A 20,922-nucleotide genomic window follows, 5' to 3' on the forward strand; every position below is an offset into this window, starting at 1 on the left:
GGCCGGAACGACACCGGACGGCAGTCAGTTCCGCAGCCGCACAAGCGCCTCCTGATCCCGGCCTGCCGGCCCTCCCCGTGGCCCTCAACCAGACCGCGTCAACGCATCCCAGTGCACCGTCCGTCCGCACCAGCGGCTGAGGAGTAGCTGGTCGTGGCTCACGGCGAGCAGGCCGGCGCCGGTCGCGGTGCGGTATTCCTCGACTGCCGTGACGAGCGCGGCGCTGGTGGAGGCGTCGAGCATGGCGGTCATCTCGTCGCAGATCAGCCAGCGGGGGCGCAGGGCGAGGGCTCGGGCCAGGCAGGCGCGTTGGAGTTGACCGTCGCTGACCTCGTGGGGGCGTCGGGTCAGCAGGTCGGGGGTCAGGCCCACGGTGGGGGCGAGTTCGGCGACCCGGTCGGGCACTTCGTCGCGGCGGCCGTTCGCGCGCAGGGGTTCCGCGATGAGGTCGGTGAGTGGCAGTCGGGGGTCGGCGGAGAGTCTGGGCTGCTGGAAGACGACGCCGATGGCGGTGCGTTGGGTGCGGGGGGCTCGGTGGCGCCAGCGGTGTACGGGTTCGCCGTCGAGGAGCAGGGTTCCGGCGTCGGGGCGGTGGAGGAGGGCCGCGACGCGGGCGAGGGTGGATTTGCCGCAGCCGCTGGGGCCGAGGAGCCCGACGGACTCGCCGGTCTCGATGGTGAGGGAGGCGTCCCGGACGACGGGGGCGTGTCGGTCGTATCCGGCGGTGATGGCGCGCAGTTCAAGCACGGATGTCCTCCGCACGGGTGTCCTCCGGCAGGTACGGGTGGTGGCAGGCGACCGTGTCCGTCAGCTGCGGTACGGCGGTGCAGGCCGCGGTGGCCAGGTGGCAGCGGGCGGTGAAGGCGCAGCCGTCGGGGAGGTCGCCGAGCTCTGGGGGCATGCCGGGGATGGGGGTGAAGGCGCGGTCGGGCAGGGCGTGCAGGAGGCCGCGGCTGTAGGGGTGGCGGGGGCCGGGGATGCCGAAGAAGGTGTCCGCGTCGGTGAGTTCGACGATGCGGCCCGCGTACATGACCGCCACGCGGTCGGCGATGCGCTCGGCTGCCGCCAGGTCGTGGGTGATCATCAGCAGGGCCCGGGCGGCATCGTCCACATGCCGTCTCAGTTCGTCGACCGTGTGGTCCACGAGGTCGCGGTCGAGTCCGGTGGTCGGTTCGTCGGCGAGGAGGAGGGGTGCGTCGCCGACGAGGGCGAGGGCGGTGGCGGCGCGTTGGGCGAGGCCACCGGAGAGTTCGTGGGGGTGGCGGTCGAGGTGGTCGGCGGGAAACGCCGCCCGTTCGGCTGCCGCCTCGGCGGCGGTACGGACGGCCGCCCGGCCTCGTACGCCGGTCAACGCGGCGACTGTCTCCTCCAGTTGGGAGCGGATGGTGCGGACGGGGGTCAGGTGTGCGGCCGGGCTCTGCGGGACGAGGCCGATACGGCGGCCACGAACCGTGCGGGCCAGGGTGCGCTCGTCGGCGGCGAGCAGGTCGAGGTCGCCGAGGCGGGCCTCTCCGGCGGTCTGGGCGTTGGCGGGGAGCAGGCCGAGGAGGGCGGAGACGAGGACGGACTTGCCGCAGCCGCTCTCGCCGATCAGGGCCAGGCACTCCCCCGCCGCCACGTCGAAGTGCGCGTCGGTGACGGCGGCGACGCTGCGCCCGCCGGACATGAGGAAGCGCACCGACAGTCCGCGTACGGACAGGACAGCGGCTTTCACAGCATCAGCTCCGATCGACGCCGGGGGTTGATCCGCTCCCGCCAGGCCCCGGCGAGGCCGGCGATGGCGAGGGTCGGGACGATGAGGAACAGGCCGGGGAAGAGGGTGGGCCACCACTGCCCGGCGAGCAGCGAACCGCGGGCGTTCTGGATGAGGTTGCCGAGGCTCGCCATGTGGGCGGGCAGGCCCAGGCCGAGGAAGGAGAGAGCCGACTCGTGCCACATGGCGTGCGGCACCATCAGTACGGCGGCCAGCGCGGCCTGGGGCAGTACGGCGGGCAGCAGATGCCGTACGGTCACCCGCCACCTCGACGCGCCTCCGGAGATGGCGGCGTCGATGTACGGGCGGGAGCGCAGGGACAGCACCTCGGCGCGGACGATCCGGGCGGTCGACAGCCAGTGGGTGAGCCCGACCGAGACCACCACCGGCCAGACGCCGGGGCGGAACATGGCGACGATGAAGATGCCAAGGAGCAGATGCGGGACGGAGGAGAAGGTGTCGACCAGCCGCATGATGCCCCGGTCGGCCCAGCCGCCGAGTGCTCCGGCCGTGGCGCCGAGGGCCGTACCGATCACTGTCGCCGTCAGCGCCGCCACGACCCCGACGAACAGGGAGACGCGCAGGCCGTAGACGCAGCGCAGCAGCAGGTCGCGGCCGACGTCGTCGGTGCCGAACGGGTGGGCCCAGGAGGGTGGTTGGAGCTTGGCGGCCAAGTCGACGGCCTGTTGGTCGAGTTGGACGAGCGGCGGGACGAGCAGGACCGCTACGACCGTCAGGGCGACCAGAGTTACGGAGGTGCGCACCCGGACGGTGCGGGTGGAGCGGCGGCGGGTGCCGTACGAGCGCCACTTCGGTTCGACATCGGCATCGGCATCGGCATCGACTGCGACTGCGGTCTCAGCCATGGGAGTCACATTTCACTGAGCTTCACCCTCGGGTCGAAGAGGCCGTAGAGCAGGTCCGCGAGCAGGTTGCCTGCCAGGACGGCGACGGTGGCCAGCGCGGTGAGGGCGGCCAGCAGCGGGAAGTCGACGGCGGTGGCCGCCTCCACGGTGGCCGCGGCGATGCCGGGCCAGCTGAAGACGCTCTCCACCAGCAGGGCGCCGGTGATGAGTTCGGGCACGCGGGAGCCGATCAGGGTGAGGACCGGGAGCAGGCCGGAGCGCAGGGCGTGGCCGAGCAGGACGGTGGTTTCGCTCAGGCCGCGGGCGCGGGCGCCCCGTACCGGGTCCTCGGCCAGGGCGTCGGCGACGCCTTGGCGGACGTACAGGGTGAACCAGGGAAGTTGGGAGACGGCGAGGACTCCGGCGGGCAGGACCAGGTGGCTTGTCACCTGGCCGGGGGTGACCTGTTCGCTGGCGGTGTCGGTGAGGCCGCCCGCCGGGAGGAGGTCCAGGCGGAGGGCGAACAGCCAGATGACGAGCAGGGCGGTCCAGAACACCGGGGCGGCCGAGAGCGTGTAGGCGAGCGAGGTGATCGTACGGTCGAGCCAGCCGCCCTGTCGGCGGGCGGCCAGCACACCGAGCGCCGTGCCCGTCAGCACAGCCGCCACGAACGCGACGGCGCACAACAGCGCGGACCAGACGAGGCGTTCACCGATCACCTCGGCCACCGGCTGGCGCATCACGCTGGACTGGCCGAGGTCTCCGCTGAGCGCCGAGGTCAGCCAGTGCCACCAGCGCTCGGCGAAGGGCTGGTCCACGCCGAGGTTGACGCGCAGCCGGTCCAGGGTGGCCCGGTCGGCGCCGAGGGCGGCTGTGCCGGCGTACGCGCGTACCGGGTCGAAGGGGGAGGCGGCGGCGATCGCGAACATGCCGAAGGTGACGACGAGCAGGACCGGGGCGGCGAACAGGGTCCGCCGCCCGGCCAGTCGGGCCATCGGCCCCCAGGGCAGGGGGCTCACTGCTTGGGCTGCCAGTCCTCGAGGTTCCACCAGGGGCCGCTGGCGAATCCGTGCTCGTGCGGCTCCAGTTGGGTGGTCAGGCCGGTCCACCGGTCGGCGAGGACGTAGAGGTGGTCGATGTGGGTGAGGAAGGTGTAGCCGGGGTTCGCCACCAGCTCCCGCTGCAGCGTGTCGTACGCGGCCCTGCGTGTCGCCTCGTCCTGGCTGCGGCGGCCGGTGTCGAGGGCCTGGTCGACGGCCGGGTTGTCGTAGCGGCCCATGTTGTTGAAACCGTCGCCCGCGAGGGAGGAGTGCAGCAGCGTGTAGAGGCCGAAGTCGGGGTCTCCGGTGCTGCCGCCGCCGGCCAAGACCGCGTCGTCCTTCATCCTCGGCTCGATGACCTCCCAGGTGGCGCTCTCCACCTTCACGTCGATGCCGGCCTTCTTGGCGTCGGAGGCGTAGGCGAGGGCGTGGTCCTGGCGGACCTTGTCGCCCGAGGGGTAGAGGAGGGTGAAAGCGGCTCGCCGGCCGCTCTTGGCACGGACGCCGTCGGCGCCGGCCTTCCAGCCCGCCCGGTCCAGGATCTGCTTGGCCTTGTCCAGGTCCTGGGGGCGTTCGATGCCCTTTGCGAACCACGGGTCGTCGACCGGCAGCGGCCCGTACGCCGGGCGGCCCGCGCCGTCGAGGATCTTGGCCGCCATGGCCTCACGGTCCACTGCGGCGTCCAGGGCCTGTCGGATCGCCCGGTCGCCGGCGACCTTGTTCTCGGTGGGGAGGGTGACGGTGCGGAAGTCGTAGGACTTGGCGTCGTACGTCTTCCTGCCGCTGTCGTTCTTGAAGGTGGCGGCGAGGTTGGGCGGGAGTATCGCGCCGTCCAGGTCGCCGGAGCGCAGCCGGGTGGCGCGTACGTCGTCGTCCTCGATGATCGCCATGGTGACCGTCTTCACCTGCGGCGCGCCGCCCCAGTAGTGCGGGTTGGCCTTGAAGGTGAGCTTCTCGCCCTTGCTCCAGGCGGACAGGACGTACGGACCGGTGCCGATCGGCTCGGTGTTGAAGGAGCCGGTGTTGGGGTCCTGGTCGCCTGCCACGTGCTCGGGGACGATCGGCAGGATCGTGCGGCCGGCGAAGGGCGCGTACGGGTACTTGAGGGTGAAGACGACCTTGCCGTCGCCGTCCGCCCGCACCTCCTTGACGGCGTCGAGTTCGCTGCGGGAGGTGTTGTTGGTCTTCTCGTCGAGGACGGTCTCGTAGGTGAAGACCACGTCGGCGGCCGTGAGCGGCTCGCCGTCGCTGAACTCGACCCCGTCGCGCAGGGTGTACGTGTAGGTCAGGCCGTCGGCGCCGACCTCGGGCAGCGCCTTCGCGAGGGCGGGGGTGAGCTTCAGGTCGGCGTCCCGGGCGAGGAGACCGTCGAAGAGCTTGGAGTTGCCGTCCTTGCCGTAGCCGAGCAGCGGGCTGAGCGTGTCGGGCTCCGAGGCCACGCCGATCACCACCGAGTCGGCGGACGTGCCGTCCCCGGAACCACCGCCGGAGCCACCGCCGGAGCCACCGCCGGAGCCGCCTCCGGGCGCCGAGCACGCGGCTACCCCGCTGACCATCGCCGCGGTGACGGCGGCGCCTCGTATCCAACGGGTCGTCATGAGCCGCTCCCTGTTGCAGTAAATATGTTCTTGCACATTACTTGCAATTGAGATCGCCCAAAACAGAAGGGCTCCCACAAGTCACGTCCTTGGGGGAGCCCTTCGTCATGCCGCCTGCCCGGTGAAGGTTGAGAAGACGATCACGAGCAGGACGTTCTCATGCGGTCAGGGAGTCAGCAGCAGACTGTCGCCGCGCTCCTTGGCGGCGGCGTAACGCCGGGCCACGTCCTGCCAGTTGACGACGGCCCACATGGCGTCGATGAAGTCGACCTTCTGGTTCTTGTACTGGAGGTAGAAGGCGTGCTCCCAGGCGTCGAAGACCAGGATCGGGGTGGAGCCCTGGCCGACGTTGCCCTGGTGGTCGTAGACCTGCTCGACGATCAGCCGGCCGGAGAGCGGCTCGTAGGCGAGGACGCCCCAGCCCGAACCCTGCGTCGTCGCGGACGCCTTGGTCAGCTGTGCCTTGAAGCCGGCGAACGAGCCGAACGACTCGGCGATCGCGTCCGCGAGCTCACCGACCCCGTCCTTCTCCAGCGGCTCGCCGCCGCCGTCGCCGGTCATGTTGTGCCAGTAAATGCTGTGCAGGATGTGCCCGGAGAGGTGAAAGGCGAGGTTCTTCTCCAGGCCGTTGATGGAGCCCCACTGCTCCTTGTCACGGGCCTCCGCGAGCTGCTCCAGGGTGTCGTTCGCGCCCTTGACGTATGCGGCGTGGTGCTTGTCGTGGTGCAGTTCGACGATCTGCGGGTTGATGACCGGTTCGAGCGCCGCGTAGTCGTACGGGAGCTCCGGGAGCGTGTAAACCGCCATGTCCGACGTCCTCCGACGTTATTGCGATTGGTATGCAACTGCACGCTAGCAGCAGGAGAGGCCTCTTGTGGATCAGGCATTGGACCTAGGACTTTCGCCGCGTCGCGGCGGGAGCGGGTTCGCACGCGGTAGGCGGCATGGCGTGAGCAGGGGGCCCGGCCGGCGAGCCGAGGGAGGCCAGAGGGTGCGAGGCGGCGTCCACTGAACGAACGCCGTCGGGCGGGACGCCGCCCCGCACCCGCCAGGTGTCGGCGGTTCCGATGGGATCGATCGGCGACACCGACCCTGAGGTGACGGCGACGGCCCTACTGGGCGGCGACCCGCGCTTCCCCGATCGGGTACACAAGCCGGCGCGGAGGTCATCGGCCCGGAGGTCATCGGCTTCGCCACCGCCTGGACGACCCTCGCCCCCTTCCCCACCGACCGCTGCCGGTCACCGCGTGCGGTCACCTACTACCGCAACCAGGGCTGGACCCAGGCCACCCACCCCTCCCCCGACGGCAAGGGCATCGTCGTCTTCCTCGGCCCGCGCCATCCCGCCCGGGTTCTGGCCGCCGAGCCCCTGTGAGCCGTTACGGGATTGCGTGGTCGGGCGGGAGACAGTCATGACCCGCCCTCGGACACGGGACGGCGGCGGCCCGGCCGAGTTGAGACCCCGAGCACCCCGCCTACGTCTTCTTCAGCAGGACGCCAGAAGCAGGTGTCAGCCCCGTAATGCAGACGCCTTGTCGGGGTGGGTGATGTCGTCGGTGGCGGTGTGCTTGGGAATACCGATCCGCCCTTGGGCCATTGAATTCCGCGGCGCGGTCGTTGTGCAGCCAGCCGGCGCGTGGCCGCCCGAGCCCTTTCCGAGCGAGGAAGTGCGGTGATCACGCGATGAAGGCGGTGCGGCTCCATACGTACGGCGGGATCGATGTATTGCGGGTGGAGGAGGTGACGCGGCCCGCGCCCGGCCCTGGGCAAGTACTGGTCGAGGTCCGCGCGGCCGGGATCCAACCGGGCGAGGTGATGATCCGCGAGGGCGCTCGGCACGATCGCTGGCCGGCGACGTTCCCCTCCGGGCAGGGCAGCGACCTTGCCGGAGTCGTGGTGGAGGTCGGACCGCACGTACGCGGTTTCGGTGTGGGCGATGAGGTCCTGGGCTTCACCCACAATCGGGCGAGCCACGCCGAGTTGGTCGTGGTCGATGACGTGAATCTGGTGTCGCGTCCGGCGGGGCTTGACTGGGACGTGGCCGGTTCGCTGTACGTGGCCGGCACGACCGCGTACGCCACCGTGTTCGCGGTGGACCCCCGACCGGCCGAAACGGTCGTGGTGTCCGGGGCGGCGGGTGGTGTCGGATCCCTTGCCGTGCAGCTCGCGCGGCGACGCGGGGCAACGGTGATCGGGTTGGCGAGTGAGCGAAACCACGCCTGGCTGAAGGAGCGCGGTATCGTCCCGGTCACGTACGGGGAGGGCGTGGCCGAACGGATTCGGCAGGTTTCCGGCGGGAGCATCGACGCGTTCATCGACACGTTCGGCGACGGCTACGTGGACCTGGCGGTGGAGTTGGGCGTGCGCCCCGAGCGGATCAACACGATCTGCGACTGGCAGGCCGCGGCCAGGATCGGTGCGCGAACCTACGGAGAAGGCTCGGCGGCGAGCGCGGTAGTCCTCGGCGAGCTGGCCCGGCTTGCCGCTCGCGGGGAGCTGGAGGTACCGATCGCCCGCAGCTACCCGCTGGAGCAGGTGCGCGACGCGTTCCGCGAGCTGGAGCGGCGCCACACCCACGGCAAGATCGTGCTCCGGCCGGTTAGCCCTCACTGACCGAGGCGACCATCGAGCAGGCAGCCGCGGCCGCCGGTGGAGTTCACGATGGGCGTTGACACCGACGGACGACAACCATCCACAACATCTGGGAGTCGACAGCAAGGCAGCGGGTTTTCGCGATCACGCCGGAATCCAGCCAGGCCACTGTGGAGGGACGTTGTTCGCGGGGCAGAGGCCGGAGTCGCCCGGATAGCCGTCCAGCGTCCCTCGGCTCGCGAAGAACCACCATGCCGGCCCCACCGTGGCTACAACCACCAGCAACGTCGACAGCGAGACCCGAACCGCCGTCCGGGGGCGGAGCAGCAGGCGTTGGCCGATGGCCCACGCCGCGAGCCCGACGAGTGCTTCGACGCCGACTACGACAGGGAGCAGGAAGGTGAGTTCGAAGCGTCCGCCGGCGTCGTAACCCGCGTCGCAGTAGGCGCGCGCCCAGACGGTCAGAGACCAGGCTACGCAGCCGACAGCAGCTCCGAACAATGCGGAGGCTGCCCAGGGGAGGCATGAGTCGGGTCTCGACTTGGCTATGTCCACGGCTTGACACGACGTCGAACGCACCACTCACGGTTCCGCGAATCTGGACGCCTTACCCCGCAGTCCCGCAATCCGCCAGGAAAAGCCGGTCACGAGCCGAGCGTCACCACCGGAGAGTCAGGCCCGAGGATTCCGGCCGCGAGTTCCCCTCTGTCCGCGGTGCCATCGATCATTCCCACCAGGAATCCGAGCACGCCCGCTTCGCACTCCCACCAGGAACCATCACGGCCGCCGGCTACCACAGGCCAGTGGTCGGGATTACCGTGCGATGTCCGCCAGTAGAACACGTCACCCTCGACCGAACCACCCCATGGGAGCAGCCCGCCGTGCTCCGGGTAGGCGAGACAGCCCTCCGCCGCGTCGTCCTCCTGGAGTTCCCTCAGGATTTCAAGTTCATAATGAACTCCCTCAATGAATTCTTCCTCCCGCCCGCAGGCGGGGCTCCAGACCCGAAGGAACCCGCCGATCTCCAGAGCCGGATACGCATCGGCAAATTCTTTGTAGTCCGTCGGGAGATCAACACCCAGCAATAATTTCAGCGCGGGCCAGTCGACCCCGCGAGTCGAATTGTGACGTAGCGCCCGCAGTCTTCGGAGTCCATTCTCGAGATCAAAAAGTCTCAACGTTAACGACCATCTTTCGACCCCCGCTAGTCCGGCATCGCCGCACCGATACTCTGCAATTTCCGGATCATGTCAACCTGTTCCGAGAAATATGGCAACCCTTTTTTGGCGATGAGAACAAAATCCCGGAAACCCGACTGCGAGAAGAGCTCGATCTGCGTACCGAGTCCGCTTCGTTCGATTCCTTGGACCGTTCGCCACCCACCGTCCGCCGCCTGTTGTGATGTCATGACGACCTGGGTACGGGGGTCCCGTCGGATCAAGCGAGCCGGAATTCCCGCCCTGAGGTCCAGGCTTCCGGAGACCTCGGATATGTCGAGTGCCCAGTCATCGTCGCTCAGCAGGTCCACCCAGTGCTCACCGTTGGCCCGGTTGTAGATCTCCCGGAAGTTCACCGGATATGGCGGCAGGCGGGGGACGATCAGAACGTTGTCGATCCTCCCCCGCAGCTCGACCCGCCGGAACGCACACGCCACCACCCGGAAGAAATCTCCGTCGTCCACGACGAGGCCGTCGACGGTGACCCTTTCCAGCAACGCGCTCTCGAATACGCAATCGCGGATCTTGGAGTCACGCAGAATGATGTCCCGGAAGGTCGGCCGCAGCCGGGGATCCTCCACCGCGCGGACATTGCCACCGAAGATCTCGTATCCGGCCAGGTCCAAGCCTTCGACGAGGGTACCCGCCGCCGACCTCAAACCGCCGCTACTGCCCGGCAGCTTCTTGTACCCGGATGGCTGAGCCATTAGAACACTCCGAATCCGTACGGAACACTGGGGTAGGTAATATACGTCATCGGATTGACGTAGGACCTGGCGAAGTGCTTCACAAGCTGCTCAAGAGTATTCGTCGTCACTTCGTACATTTCGAGATTGGTTGTTCCTACGAAGTCCGGCATGGAAGCACCTCCCACCTGCATGAAATAGGGCTTGACGTCCGGATGCTCGGCGACGGCCCGCTCCAGCGCCTTTCCGAAGTTCGCCTGACCCATCCCAGGGTTCTCACGCAGGTAGTTGAGTTCGGACTCGCTGAGGAATTCGTTTGAGGCGCCAGGATCATTTCTCAACCACTCGTACGTCTCCTTCACCGCCCGTCTCATCGTGTCGTCCGGGTCCTCGCACCCTACCGAGGTGAGGATTTCATCCGGCTCACATCCTTCGGCGCCGACCGCGACCTTGGTACCGCCGCCACCGCCCAGCCCCCCGCTTCCGGACGTCGCCGTGCTCGGGTCCGTGCCCGCCGACGAGCTAGTGGCGTCATGCCCCGCCGCCGCTGCGGCGTCCTCGGCCGGGGTGGTGCCGAGGATGGGGGTGGAGTTGGTGCCGCCGAGGTTCTGGTTCTTGGCGTGGGTGGGGATGCCGTTGGCACCGCAGTCGTCGGAGACCGAGGCGGCCAGGACCAGGCCGAAGAGGAGCTCCTCGGCGCCCGCGCCGGCGATCTCGGTCCAGATCGCTCCGCCGACCTCGGGGAGTACCTCGGCCAGGCCCGCGCCCGCCGAGCCATAGCCCCAGGCCATGCCGCCGCCGACGGCCACGGCGCCCGCGCCGTAGTAGTAGTACGAGGAACTGCCGCCGCCGCTGGAGCCGAAGGAGTAGGAGGGGGTGTTCGGGGAGTAGGAGTAGGACGGGGAGGTGTCGGCAGGGGACGGCGAACCGTGTCCGTGGGCCGTCGAGTCGTAGTTGAAGGCGTCGTTGAAGTCCTTGTTGAACTGGTCTTCCCAGGCGTCCTGTTCCTCCTTCAGGGCGCGCTCGTCGGCGGCGTTCTGGCGGCGTTGGGCGTCCGCCTTCTTCTTGCCTATCGCCCACTGGCCCTGCGACCAGTCGAGGAGCCGGCCCGCCGCGCCCGCCTGCCAGGCCTTGAGGTTGGCCTGCATCTGCTCGTAGGCCTCTTCCTCGGCCTTGATGTCGTCGCTGGCGCAGGCGTCGTGGCCGGAGGGGTCGGCCTTGTCCAGGGGGTCGTCGTTGGCGTAGGCATAAGGGTTGGCGTTGACCGCCGGGGTGGGCGCGTTGCTGACGGAGTCCGCGCTGGTGAAGGCGCCGTTGGCGGGGTCGTACCAGCGGGCCGCGGCGTTGACCTGACCGGTGCCGGGGTCGGTCCAGCCGCCCTGGTAGCCGAGGGCGGCGCGGTTGGTGCCGGCGCCGCTGGTGGCGGTCGTACGGCCGTAGGCGTCGTAGGCGGTGGAACCGGTGAGGGCCGAGCCGGTCGCGGTGAAGGATCCGGTGATGTCGCCGTGCGCGTTGGAGAGGGCGAGCTGGGCGCCGGTACCGTCGGCCGCGGCGAAGGAGACCAGGCCGCCGCCCGGGCCCCGGCCGAACTTCTGAGTGCCGTCGGAGACGGGGGTGTTGCCGGCGTCGTCGTAGGTGAAGGCGGCGTTCTTGCCGCCGGAGGACGCCGTGGCGAGCCTGCCGAGACCGTCGTAGGTGTAGCTGGTGGCGGCGCTGGAGCCGGTCAGGTCGTCGAAGGCGTCGGAGGTGTACGTCGTGGTGGCACTGGCGGTTGTCGCGCTCGCGGTGGTGCCTCGGGCTGTGTAGCTGTAGGTGGTCGAGGTGGACCCGGTGGAGACCGAGGTCAGCTGGTTGCGGGCGTTGAAGGTGGCGGTGGAGGTACCCGCGCTGGTGCGGTTGCCGTTGGCGTCGTAGCCGTAGTTGGTCGTGGCGGACCCGGCGGCGGCGGACTTCAGGCGGCCGGCGAAGTCGTAGGTGTAGGTGCTGGTACCGGCGCCCGCGGTGCCGGTGGTCGTCTCGGAGGCGATCTGGCCGTCCGGGTTGTAGGTGTACGCGACCGATGCCTCGGTCGTCCCCGACGGGTTGGTCAGGACGTCGGACGTCAGCTGGTGCGCGGAGTTGTAGGTGTAGGCGCGGGCGGCGGAGCCGGTGCCGTAGCTGATGCCCTTGATCTGGTTGACGGAGTTGTAGGTGGTGGTGGCGGTGGTTCCGGTCAGCGGGTCGCTGTCGCTGCTGATCCGCTCGTCGGCGTCGTAGCCGAAGGTCGCGGTACCGGTGGCGTCGGTGCGTGAGGCGATCTGGCCGTTGCTGTTGTAGGTGTATCCGGCGGTGCCGGAGGGCCCCGCCATGGAGACGACGAGCCCGCGGTCGTCGTAGCCGAAGGTGTCGGTGCCGCCGGGGGCGGACACCGACGTGGTACGGCCGTCGGCGTCGTAGCCGAAGGTGCGGGTGGTGGTGGCCGCCTCGGCGCCGCTGCCGGCCTGGGACGTCAACTCGTTGTTGGCGTCATAGGTGTTGGTGAGCGTCACGCCTCCCGGACGGGTGACCTGGGCCTGGTTGCCGCCCGCGTCGTAGGCGTAGGTCGTGGTCCGGTCGGCCGCCGAGGTGAGGCCGGTGACGCTGGGGGCGATGCTGCTCTCGGGCAGGCCCAGCGAGTTGTAGGTGTAGAGGGTGATGTTCTTGTCGGGGTCGGTGTAGCGGGTCTGCTCGCCCGCCGCGTCGTAGCCGAACGAGGTGGTGATCGCGGTGGTGGCGTCGACCGGCTGGGTCTGGCTCACCGTGCGGTTGAGCGCGTCGAAGACGGCAGTCGAGGTGTTGAGCCGGGCGTCGGTCGCCGAGGTCTGGTTGCCCGCCGCGTCGTACCCGTAGGACGTGGAGCTGAGGGTGGCGCCCAGGGCGTCGAGTTGGGCGGCGGAGGTGAGCCGCCCGGCGAGGTCGTAGCCCTGGGTGGTGGCGGTGCCGTCGGCGGCCGTCGTCTTCACGACCTGGCCGGTCGCGTCGTAGGTGTAGCCAGTGGTGTTGCCCAGCGCGTCCTTGACGGTGATCGGCTCGCCGAGGGCGTCGTAGCTCGCGGTGGTGGCGGTGTTGGCGGCGGCCTGCGAAGGGTCCTGGACGCTGACGACGTCACCGAGGGCGTCGTAGCCGTAATTGGTGGTGTACGCCGCGGCGGTGGGGGTGCGTTCCACCTGGGTGGAGGTGATCTGCCGGCCGAGCGGGTCGTAGGTGGCCTGGGTCTGCGCGCCGGTCGGGTCGGTGGTGTTCAGCACCTCGCCGTCGGTGTCGTAGGCAGTGTGGGTGGTGCGGCTGCCGGGCAGGGTCTGCCGCACCTGGTCGCCGAGTTGGTCGTAGGTGTACGAGGCCGTGTGCTGCAGGGGGTCGGTCGCGGTGAGGACGTGGCCGAGCGCGTCGTACGTGTATGTCGTGGTCGGGGTGACCGTGGCGGAGCCGCCGGGTGCGGTGTACGCGGGCTGGGAGACGGCCAGGGGGCGGCTGTCCGCGTCGTAGGTGGTGGTGATGATCCTGCCGGTCGCGTCGTCGGACTCCACCTGGTCGCCGAAGGTGTCGTACCCGGCGCGCACGGTGGCCACGGCCTGCTGGGACGCGGCGCCGTCGTGTTCGACGGCGATCGGCGGTGAGGTGGTGGTGGTCGGGCGGCCGGCTTCGTCGTAGGTGTAGGTGGTGGTGTACGCCCCCGCGGTGGCCCCGGCGGCGTTGCCGCGCGGGTCGGTCGTCGTGGTCGGCAGGCCGCGCTGGTCGTAGGTGTACGTGGTGGTCAGCGGCGCGGAACCGGCGGTGCCGCCTGCGGTGTAGAGGGCGGTGGCCTCGGCGGCGGTCAGGGTACGGCTGTACACCTGCGCCTTGCTGACCGAGCCGTTGAAGTAGTTGGCGGCGGCGCCCGCGGCGTAGCCGCGGCCGATGACCAGCGGTCCGGTGCTCGCGATCGGGGTGGTGTCGGTCGCGGTGTTCTGGGCTACGCCGTTGACGTACAGCGTCATCCTGCCGGTGGCCGCGTCGTAGGTGCCGACGAGGTGGGTCCAGGTGGCGAGGGTGGGGGCCGCCGTGGAGGTGGCCCCCACCACGGTGGGCGCGGCGACGTCGGTGGTGGAGCGGTCGAAGGCCCAGCGTCCGGCGGTCGGGTTGTAGTCGAGGGAGAATCCGCCGGTCTGCGAACCCTGTTGGGTCATGACGGTCTGCCAGGTGCCGGCCGGCGTGCTGGTGATCTTCGCCCAGGCCGCCACCGAGAAGCTCTTGGTGGTGTCGGTGGCGGGGCCGCCGGTGGCGATCTGGCCGGCTCCGGCGAAGACCGCCGAGCCGCCGTTTTCGCCCGACCAGCTGGTGGAGGTGTTGAGGGTGCCGGCCTTGCCGGTGCCGGAGTAGTCGGCGGCGGTCGGGCTCTCGCCGTCGTCGAGCTTCCACCAGCCCGCGGCACCGAGCGAGACGGGCGATTCGCCGGTGGTGGTCGCGGAGGTGTAGAGCTGGCTGATCTCGTCGCCGGTGAGGTCACGAGCGTAGAGCTGGACGTCACGGATCCGGCCGGCGAAGAAGTTGACGGACGCGGTCGCCGCCTTGCCGCGGCCGATCGCGACGCCCTTGGTGCTGGCCATCGGGGTGAGGTCCTGGACGGGGGTGCCGCAGCCGGTGCAGACTCCGCTGACCTCGGTCCCGTTGACGTAGAGGCTCATATTTCCGAGGGCGTCGGAGACTCCCACCAGATGGGTCCAGACACCGGCCGTGGCGGCGGCGGTCGCGGCGGCGGTGTACGTGGTCGTGGTGGCGGTGTCGGCGGCCGCGCGGACGAAGGCCCAGGACTTGGTGGTGTGGTTGTACTGGAGCTGGAAGGCGCTGTTCTGGTCGCCCTGCTGGCTGACGACCGTGAAGTCCTTGGTGGTGCTGGTGGCGGTCAGATAGGCCCACGCGGAGACGGTGAAGGCCTGGGAGGTGTCCACGACAGGGGTGCCGCTGGTCAGGATGGCACCCGAAGTGCCGTTGAACTGGGCGTAGTTGCCGCCGGGCGGTGCCCAGGTGGCGCCGGTGCCGGGTACTCCGGCGAAGCCGTTGCCGCTGGAGTCGGCGGCGTTCACCGCGCCGTCGGTCAGCGGCCAGTAGCCGGTCGGCCCTGTGGTGTCGGTCCGGACGGACCGCGAGGTGACGTTGCCGGAGGCGTCGTAGGAGTAGCCGGTCTGGCGCGCCCTGCCGTCCCCGGTGAGGATCTGGGACAGGACGTTGTTGTCCGGGTCGAAGGTGTTGGCGGTGACCCGGTTCGCACCGGAGGGGTCGACGGCGGTGCTGATGGTGCGGTTCGCGGCGTCGACGGTGTACTTGGTCTGGCGGGTGCAGGTGGTGCCCGCCCAGACGTCGCACTCCCAGGTGCGGTTGCCGGCCGCGTCGTAGTCGTAGGCCTTGTCGGTGACGGCGATCGAGGTGCCGTAGCCGATGGTCTCGGACTGCATGTGGTCGTCGTCGAAGTAGCTGTAGGCGGTGGTCCGTCCCATGGAGTCGGTGACGGAGGCCAGCCGGCCCGCCGGGTCGTAGGCCCTGGACTCCAGGACCAGGTCCCGCGCGGCGGACGGCGCGGTCGGATCGCCGGTCCAGCCGGCCATGGTGGTGGTGACCAGCTGCCCGGTCGCCGAGTAGCCGTAGCGGTAGGTGGTTCCGGCCGGGTCGGTCCAGGTCGCCTGCCGGCCGAAGGCGTCGTACGTGTACTGGGTCACCGCGTTCGCCGGGTCGGTGACGGTCTTGACGCGGTCACCGGCGTCGTAGGTGTAGTGCGTGGTGCGGGTGGCGTCGCCGCCGGTGGTGTCGGCGACGGCCTTGGTGATCACGTCGCTGTCGGCGTCGTAGGTGTACGTGGTCCGCGGGGTGTGGACGGTGGTGCCGGTGACCGCGTTGGTGGTGGCGGGATCGGTCCTGGTGGCGACCCGGTCTAGGGCGTCGTAGGTGTACGTGGTCTGTACGCCGCCGACGGGAGCCCCGTAGTAGGTGAAGGTCACCGGGTAGGTGTCGGAGCTGACCGCCTGGTCGGTGAGGCGCCCGAACACGTTGATCTCGTAGTAGGTGACCTGGCCGGAGGGGGCGGTCTGGCTGCAGACCTGTCCGATGCCGGTGGTGTCGCAGTAGTGGAACCTGCTGACCTGGCCCCTGGCGTCGGTGATCGTGGCGAGCATGCCGTAGGGCTCGGTGTAGACGACGCCGTTGGTGTCGGTGAACTTCTGGTTGTTGTTGTAGTACGTGTATCTGACGGTCCGTCCGCTCGGGTAGTCCGGCGTCGGAGGCGTGGTCACCGACGCGAGGGCGCCGAACGGTGTGTAGGTGTACGCGGTGCGGTAGGCCGGGTTGGCGGTGCCGGTGGGTCCGGACCGGGCGTCGGCGGCGTAGAGCACCTTGCCGTTGAGCGGGTCCATCGGATCGGCGGCGTTGGTGTGGTAGCTGAAGTACGAGGTCTGGCAGGAGTTGGCCTGGCGGCAGGTGGTGGTGGTCAGGACGTTGCCGTACGCGTCGTGCTGGCGGGTGACGGTGTGGCCGTCGGGGTCGGTGCTCGCGTCCTGGAAGCCGAGGGAGTCGTAGGCGTAGGTGGTGCTGCCGCCGAGTGCGTCGGTGACGGCGGTGCTGCGGTTGCCGTTGGCCGGGTCGAAGGTGTACTTCTCGGTGCCCTGCGCGGGGTCGGTGACGGTGACGGTGGTCGAGGGCATCAGCGCGGTGGCGGATCCCCTGGCCCGGTAGAGGCCGAGCGCGGCTTCGGTGCTGGTCTGGTCGAGGTCGGTGCGGTAGACGCCGACCTGGCCGATCTCGCCGTTGAAGTACCCCTGGACGTTGGTGGTGGGGAGCTTGGGCCAGGAGCCGGAGATGTAACCGGCGCCGACGGTCACGGTCGTCTCCCCCCAGGTCGCCGCCTGGCCCGCGATGGACTTGCCGGCCCGGGTGGCCTGGCTCTGCCCGTCGAGCCAGAGAGTCTGGGTGGTGCCGGTGGCGGTCAGCTCGACCAGGTGCCAGTTGCCGTCGTTGACGGCGGCCTTGGAGGCCATCGGGGACAGGGCGCCGTCCCAGAACTGGCCGCGCAGCAGACCGTCGGTGCCGATGTAGAGGGCCGGCGTGTAGTTGCCGGTCAGTACGGTGCCGATCTGGCCGTTCTGGTACGAGAAGAGCACTCCGCCGGCCTGCTTGGTGTTGAACCACAGGGCGACGGTGGCGTTCCCCGTCGTGTCGTCCAGGGCGCCGGAGGGCAGCGAGAGGTAGGAGGATGTGCCGTTGAATCCGGCGGCCGTGTCCCCGCCGGGCCCGAAGATGCCGGGCTCACCGAGCATGACGTCGTTGTAGATGCCGTCGGAGGCGCCGCCGGGCGGGGCGTCGACGCCGTACTGATTGACCGCGGTGAGGCCGGCGGACTCGGTCAGCGGGTAGTCGAAGGACGGCCGGGTGCCGCGGGCGACGCCGTAGTAGGAGGCGTTGCTGCCGGTGGTGACCGGGTTGGCGAGCTGGTAGGTGCCGCCGTCGCTGTCGGTGACGGTGGCGGCGCGGTCGGTCAGGGCGTCGTAGGTCACGCCGAGCGCGGTCTTGCCCGACGGCAGTGTGCTGCCGGTGAGTTCGGCGGCGGCGAGGGTTCCCGAGGCGTACTCCTGCTGCACCGCGGGGAGGCCGAGCGGGTGCTGGAGGAAGGAGATGTCCTGGATCTGGCCGTTGAAGAAGCCCCGGGCGTTGGCGGTGGACGGGGTGGACGGCCAGGACGCGGTGAGTTCACCGGCGCCGACGGTGGTGTAGGGCTGGCCGCTGACGGCGATGGTGTGGGTGCCGGTGCTGGTCCGGGTGGCGACCTGCGACCCGTCGAGGAACAGCGTCTGCGCGGTACGGGCGCCGGAGAGCACCACGTAGTGCCATTTGCCGTCGTTGACGGCGCTCGGCGAGGCCATCGGGGCGGCGGCGCCGTCCCAGAACTCGGCGTGGATCTTCCCGTCCGTGCCGATGTAGATCGACGGTGTGTAGTTGGCCGTGACGGCGGTACTGGGTTTGGCGCTCTGGTACGAGAAGAGGGTGCCGCCGGCCTGCGTGGTCCTGAACCACATGCCGACCGCGAGGTTGCTGCTGGCGGCCACCAGGCTGTCGGGCAGCGCCAGGTACGAGGAGGTGCCGTTGAACGAGGCGGCGGTGGCGGGCGATCCGGCCAGCGGGCCGGACTGACCGAAGGTGACATTGGCCGCCGTGGCGTTGGTGGTGCCCCGGTTGACGACGACACTGTCCGCCGCCGTGGTGGATCCCGTGGCGTCGCCGAGCCGCCAGTAGTCCGTCGGGTTGGAGTCCAGGACCATCGAGGCGAAGTGCGATCCGGAGCCGGTGCCCGAGGTGTAGGTGTATCCGGTGCAGGAGGTGGACGTGGTGGTGCTGGTGGCCGGCGGGCAGACGGTGGTGAGGTGGCCGGCGGCGTCGTAGGTGTACGCCCACGGGTGGGTGACCCCGGCGACCGTGCGGTCGGTGACCGAGCCGATGTGCGGGACCTTCTTCGTCGTGCCGTCCGAGGCGGTCACCTGCTGGACGCCCCAGGTCAGTTCGAGGAGCACGGTCTGGTCGGGGAGGCTGTTGGTGGCGCCGTCGTTGTACCCGTTGTCCTGGTCGATGGAGTAGCCGACGTCGACCGGTTCCTTGGGGGTGACCGTCGTCCCGTCCGGGAGGGTGAGGGTGACCGGCTTCCAGGTGATGTCCAGGCCGTGGCCGTTGCGGTTGCCGAATTCGGTCAGGCCGAAGTAGGGCTGGCCGGTGACCGGGTCGGTGGCCGAGATGGTGAAGAGGTACCGCATGCCCGACTTCTCGGTCAGCATCAGGCCCGTGGTGCCGTAGCCGGCCGGTGGGGCCGACAGGACCGCGTAGTCGCCCGCCGGAGGGCTGTACGTGCCGTCGCCGTTGGCGCCGAAGCGTTCCTGCCGGCCGTCGGCGAGGGTGACCACGACGCTGCCGGAACCGTCCGAGTCCGGGGTCGCCCGCATGTCCAGCATGGACGACCAGCCCGCGCCGAACGCCTTGAAGACACCCGGGTCGAGGCTGTTGTAGGTGCGCACCAGTTTGAGCGCCGGGCCGTCCGCGAGCCCGCCGATCGAGGCGTCGGTGGCCTGCGTCGAGTAGTCGCCCATCTGCGGGTCCACGCCCTTGACCGTCGCGTCGTACGGGGCGACGCCGAGGTGCGATGTCACCAGCGGCTGCGGCGCGGACGGGACGTTGAAGTAGTCGGGCGCCGACCACAGGGAGGTGGCGTTGCCGTCACTGACCAGCGCTGTCCAGTAGTAGGTGCCGCCCCAGGCCAGTTTGGCGGCCGGGACCGTCCAGGTGGAGGTGGCGATGGCGCCCGAGGTGGCCAGCGCGGTGGTCGAGCCGTTGGCGTAGACCGCGAAGGAATAACTGAGCGCGGTACCCGGGTAGTTGTCGGGATCGTGGGCGGTGACGCCGAGCGTCGGGGTGAGGCTGAAGACCGCGCCGTTGTTGCCCGGGGTGAAGGTGTCGATGATCGGGGGGTTGTTGACCACCGGCAGCGAGTAACAGGTCTGCGGGACACCGTAGGTGGAGAACAGCACACCGTTGTACGCCATGTCCCAGCAGATCAGATACGTCGTGTTCGCCGTGAGCGCGGGGATGGCGGCGGTGACGGTGACCGGCTGGTTGGGCGCGACGGTCGACGGCATCACGGCCGGGGTCGAGGCGGGGGTGGTGAGCAGCGTGCGGGTGGTCCCGGAGACGGTGTACAGCTGGTACGAGAGCTTGTAGCCGTTGGTCGGGGTCCAGGTGGCGGTTCCCCTGTTCTGCACGGTGACCTTGCCCCAGCCGGGCTGGTTGTTCCACGGCGAGGCGTAGCTGACCTCGGAGTACGAGGCTCCGGCGCCGTTCGGGGTGTACTCGACGGCGAGGTAGGCGTCGTCGGCGTAGAACTCCTTGGCGGCGGCCGCGGTGTTGGGGGCGGTGAGCTGGAGGCCGTAGTTGGGCGCCCAGCCGTGGGCCCAGTTCATCGCGGTCTTCGTGTCGAGGCTGATGCCCTCCCACTGACGGCCGTTGGCGCAGTCGGTGCCGGCGGCGAAACTGGCGCTGCCGATCTGGGCGCCCGCGGCCGGGCCGGGGTAGGTGTTGATCTTCGTCGGGTCCCATGAGCCGCTGACCGCGGCGACGTTCACCGGCTGGGCGGAACAGGTGGCACTGGTGTCCTGGCCGGAGTACTCGGTGTCCAGCCAGAGCGTCGAGTTGACGATGTAGTCGTTCGCGAACTGCGTCTTGAAGCCGCTGAACTGCAGGTACGAGTTGTAGTTGTGGCTGAGGTACTGGCCGACGTAGAGCTGCCCGTTGCCGTTGAAGTTCTGCGTGACGCCGGACTCGACATAGGTGGTGGCCGACGTCGCGCCCTGGCCGGTCGGATTGGCGGCGGCCGTGAGCGCCGTCCGGTACGAGGCGTCGGAGGCGGCGTGGGCCGCGGTCCCGGTCCCGGTCGTGGTCGTGGTCGTGGTCGGCGCGATGTGTGCCCAACTGCCGTCGGAGCGGCGCTTGTTGACGGGACGGGTGTGGATCTGGGCGGTGTAGGTGCCGTCGGCGTTCTTGAAGACCGTCGTGGTGGCGGTGTCCAGTTCGGGCTGTTCGACGCTGGTGGCGGCGCTGAATCCCTGGGGGCGTCTGTGCGCGGGTGCGGCGGCGGCCGGTTCGGGCGCCTTGTGGACGCGGCTGCCCGAGCTGACCGGCTCGCCGTGCCTGGCGTGAGTCCTGTACGCCGCTACCGCACCCTTGGCGTGGCCGGCCACCGATGCCGCCGCCCTCGACTGCGCCCTGCTCGCCGTGGCCGACGCGGGGACGGTGTGCTTCTTACCGGCCGCGGTGCCGCTCTGCTGCCCGGGGGTGGCGGGGGCCGCCGCCGTTACCGGCAGTGCGACGGCGGACTGCCCGCCACAGGTGACGACCAGCGCGGTGACCGCGAGCAGCGCCGCCGCCCGTAGGGAGCCCGGTGTACGCCGGGCGGAGATCCAGAAGTGACCCACCGTCGTTCTACCCCCCAGAAGAACCACAAGTCCCGTGCATGCCGGGCTAGTTGGGTTCTTGTATCAGCCGTGAGTCGAATTCAGACAGCCATTCATTTCCTGCCATTTCCTGCGAATTTCCTCAACTCCCGCGCGGAATTGACCAGTCGGCGAGCATCTCTTTGCCGGTGCATCGGAAGCAGCGGACCGTTCACAGG

11 protein-coding genes and 1 pseudogene are annotated in these 20,922 nt (G+C 69.7%); 2 read left to right on the plus strand and 10 right to left on the minus strand.

The genetic code is table 11. From position 1 onward, the window contains the following. Positions 1–84: 84 nt before the first annotated feature. From ABZ855_RS28280 to ABZ855_RS28305, 6 genes are all read right to left on the minus strand, one after another. A complete protein-coding gene (locus ABZ855_RS28280) occupies positions 85–747 on the minus strand; it encodes an ATP-binding cassette domain-containing protein (RefSeq protein WP_360811494.1) in 663 nt (220 codons plus the stop codon). After that, positions 740–1,666, minus strand: coding sequence for an ABC transporter ATP-binding protein (locus ABZ855_RS28285; RefSeq protein WP_360811572.1), 927 nt, complete (start codon positions 1,664–1,666; stop codon positions 740–742). The genes ABZ855_RS28280 and ABZ855_RS28285 overlap by 8 nt, the downstream gene beginning before the upstream one ends. A gap of 44 nt (positions 1,667–1,710) precedes the next feature. After that, the gene (locus ABZ855_RS28290; RefSeq protein WP_360811496.1) at positions 1,711–2,619 is read right to left on the minus strand and encodes an ABC transporter permease; all 909 of its coding nucleotides are present in this window, start codon (positions 2,617–2,619) and stop codon (positions 1,711–1,713) included. Positions 2,620–2,624: 5 nt separating this feature from the next. After that, complete coding sequence (locus ABZ855_RS28295; protein ID WP_360811574.1) at positions 2,625–3,593, minus strand: ABC transporter permease; 969 nt, start codon at positions 3,591–3,593, stop codon at positions 2,625–2,627. Positions 3,594–3,613: 20 nt separating this feature from the next. Continuing rightward, entirely contained in the window at positions 3,614–5,236 is a 1,623-nt protein-coding gene (locus tag ABZ855_RS28300; RefSeq protein ID WP_360811498.1) for an ABC transporter substrate-binding protein, read from the minus strand. Between the two features lie 165 nt (positions 5,237–5,401). After that, on the minus strand, positions 5,402–6,043 hold the full coding sequence (locus tag ABZ855_RS28305; protein WP_360811500.1) for a superoxide dismutase: 642 nt from the start codon (positions 6,041–6,043) through the stop codon (positions 5,402–5,404). A 370-nt stretch (positions 6,044–6,413) separates the two neighbouring features. Here ABZ855_RS28305 and ABZ855_RS28310 point away from each other — a divergent pair. After that, positions 6,414–6,611: pseudogene (locus ABZ855_RS28310) on the plus strand (GNAT family N-acetyltransferase); the annotation flags it as partial. Positions 6,612–6,919: 308 nt separating this feature from the next. Next, positions 6,920–7,849: an NADP-dependent oxidoreductase gene (locus ABZ855_RS28315; RefSeq protein ID WP_360811502.1), complete on the plus strand. Its 930-nt coding sequence runs from the start codon at positions 6,920–6,922 to the stop codon at positions 7,847–7,849. Between the two features lie 123 nt (positions 7,850–7,972). On the opposite strand, the gene ABZ855_RS28320 is transcribed toward ABZ855_RS28315, so the two are convergent. The 4 genes from ABZ855_RS28320 to ABZ855_RS28335 all read right to left on the minus strand — a co-directional run bounded on the left by ABZ855_RS28320 (position 7,973) and on the right by ABZ855_RS28335 (position 20,725). Further along, on the minus strand, positions 7,973–8,329 hold the full coding sequence (locus tag ABZ855_RS28320; protein ID WP_360811504.1) for a hypothetical protein: 357 nt from the start codon (positions 8,327–8,329) through the stop codon (positions 7,973–7,975). Positions 8,330–8,472: 143 nt separating this feature from the next. Beyond that, complete coding sequence (locus ABZ855_RS28325) at positions 8,473–9,006, minus strand: SMI1/KNR4 family protein (protein ID WP_360811506.1); 534 nt, start codon at positions 9,004–9,006, stop codon at positions 8,473–8,475. 26 nt (positions 9,007–9,032) lie between these two features. Continuing rightward, positions 9,033–9,752 carry a hypothetical protein gene (locus ABZ855_RS28330; RefSeq protein WP_360811508.1) on the minus strand — a complete coding sequence of 240 codons (720 nt, stop codon included), beginning with the start codon at positions 9,750–9,752 and terminating at the stop codon, positions 9,033–9,035. Then, the gene (locus tag ABZ855_RS28335) at positions 9,752–20,725 is read right to left on the minus strand and encodes a LamG-like jellyroll fold domain-containing protein (RefSeq protein WP_360811510.1); all 10,974 of its coding nucleotides are present in this window, start codon (positions 20,723–20,725) and stop codon (positions 9,752–9,754) included. The genes ABZ855_RS28330 and ABZ855_RS28335 overlap by 1 nt, the downstream gene beginning before the upstream one ends. Between the last annotated feature and the right edge of the window lie 197 nt (positions 20,726–20,922).

The sequence above is a fragment of the Streptomyces sp. NPDC047042 genome (genome assembly GCF_040644035.1).
GTDB lineage: Bacteria > Actinomycetota > Actinomycetes > Streptomycetales > Streptomycetaceae > Streptomyces.

What these genes read in the sequence shown, in the direction of transcription:
- ABZ855_RS28285 (WP_360811572.1), bottom strand. Translation starts at nt 1,666, where the DNA reads ATGTCCGGCGGGCGCAGCGTCGCCGCCGTCACCGACGCGCACTTCGAC.
- ABZ855_RS28290 (WP_360811496.1), bottom strand. Translation starts at nt 2,619, where the DNA reads ATGGCTGAGACCGCAGTCGCAGTCGATGCCGATGCCGATGCCGATGTC.
- ABZ855_RS28295 (WP_360811574.1), bottom strand. Translation starts at nt 3,593, where the DNA reads ATGGCCCGACTGGCCGGGCGGCGGACCCTGTTCGCCGCCCCGGTCCTG.
- ABZ855_RS28300 (WP_360811498.1), bottom strand. Translation starts at nt 5,236, where the DNA reads ATGACGACCCGTTGGATACGAGGCGCCGCCGTCACCGCGGCGATGGTC.
- ABZ855_RS28305 (WP_360811500.1), bottom strand. Translation starts at nt 6,043, where the DNA reads ATGGCGGTTTACACGCTCCCGGAGCTCCCGTACGACTACGCGGCGCTC.
- ABZ855_RS28315 (WP_360811502.1), top strand. Translation starts at nt 6,920, where the DNA reads ATGAAGGCGGTGCGGCTCCATACGTACGGCGGGATCGATGTATTGCGG.
- ABZ855_RS28330 (WP_360811508.1), bottom strand. Translation starts at nt 9,752, where the DNA reads ATGGCTCAGCCATCCGGGTACAAGAAGCTGCCGGGCAGTAGCGGCGGT.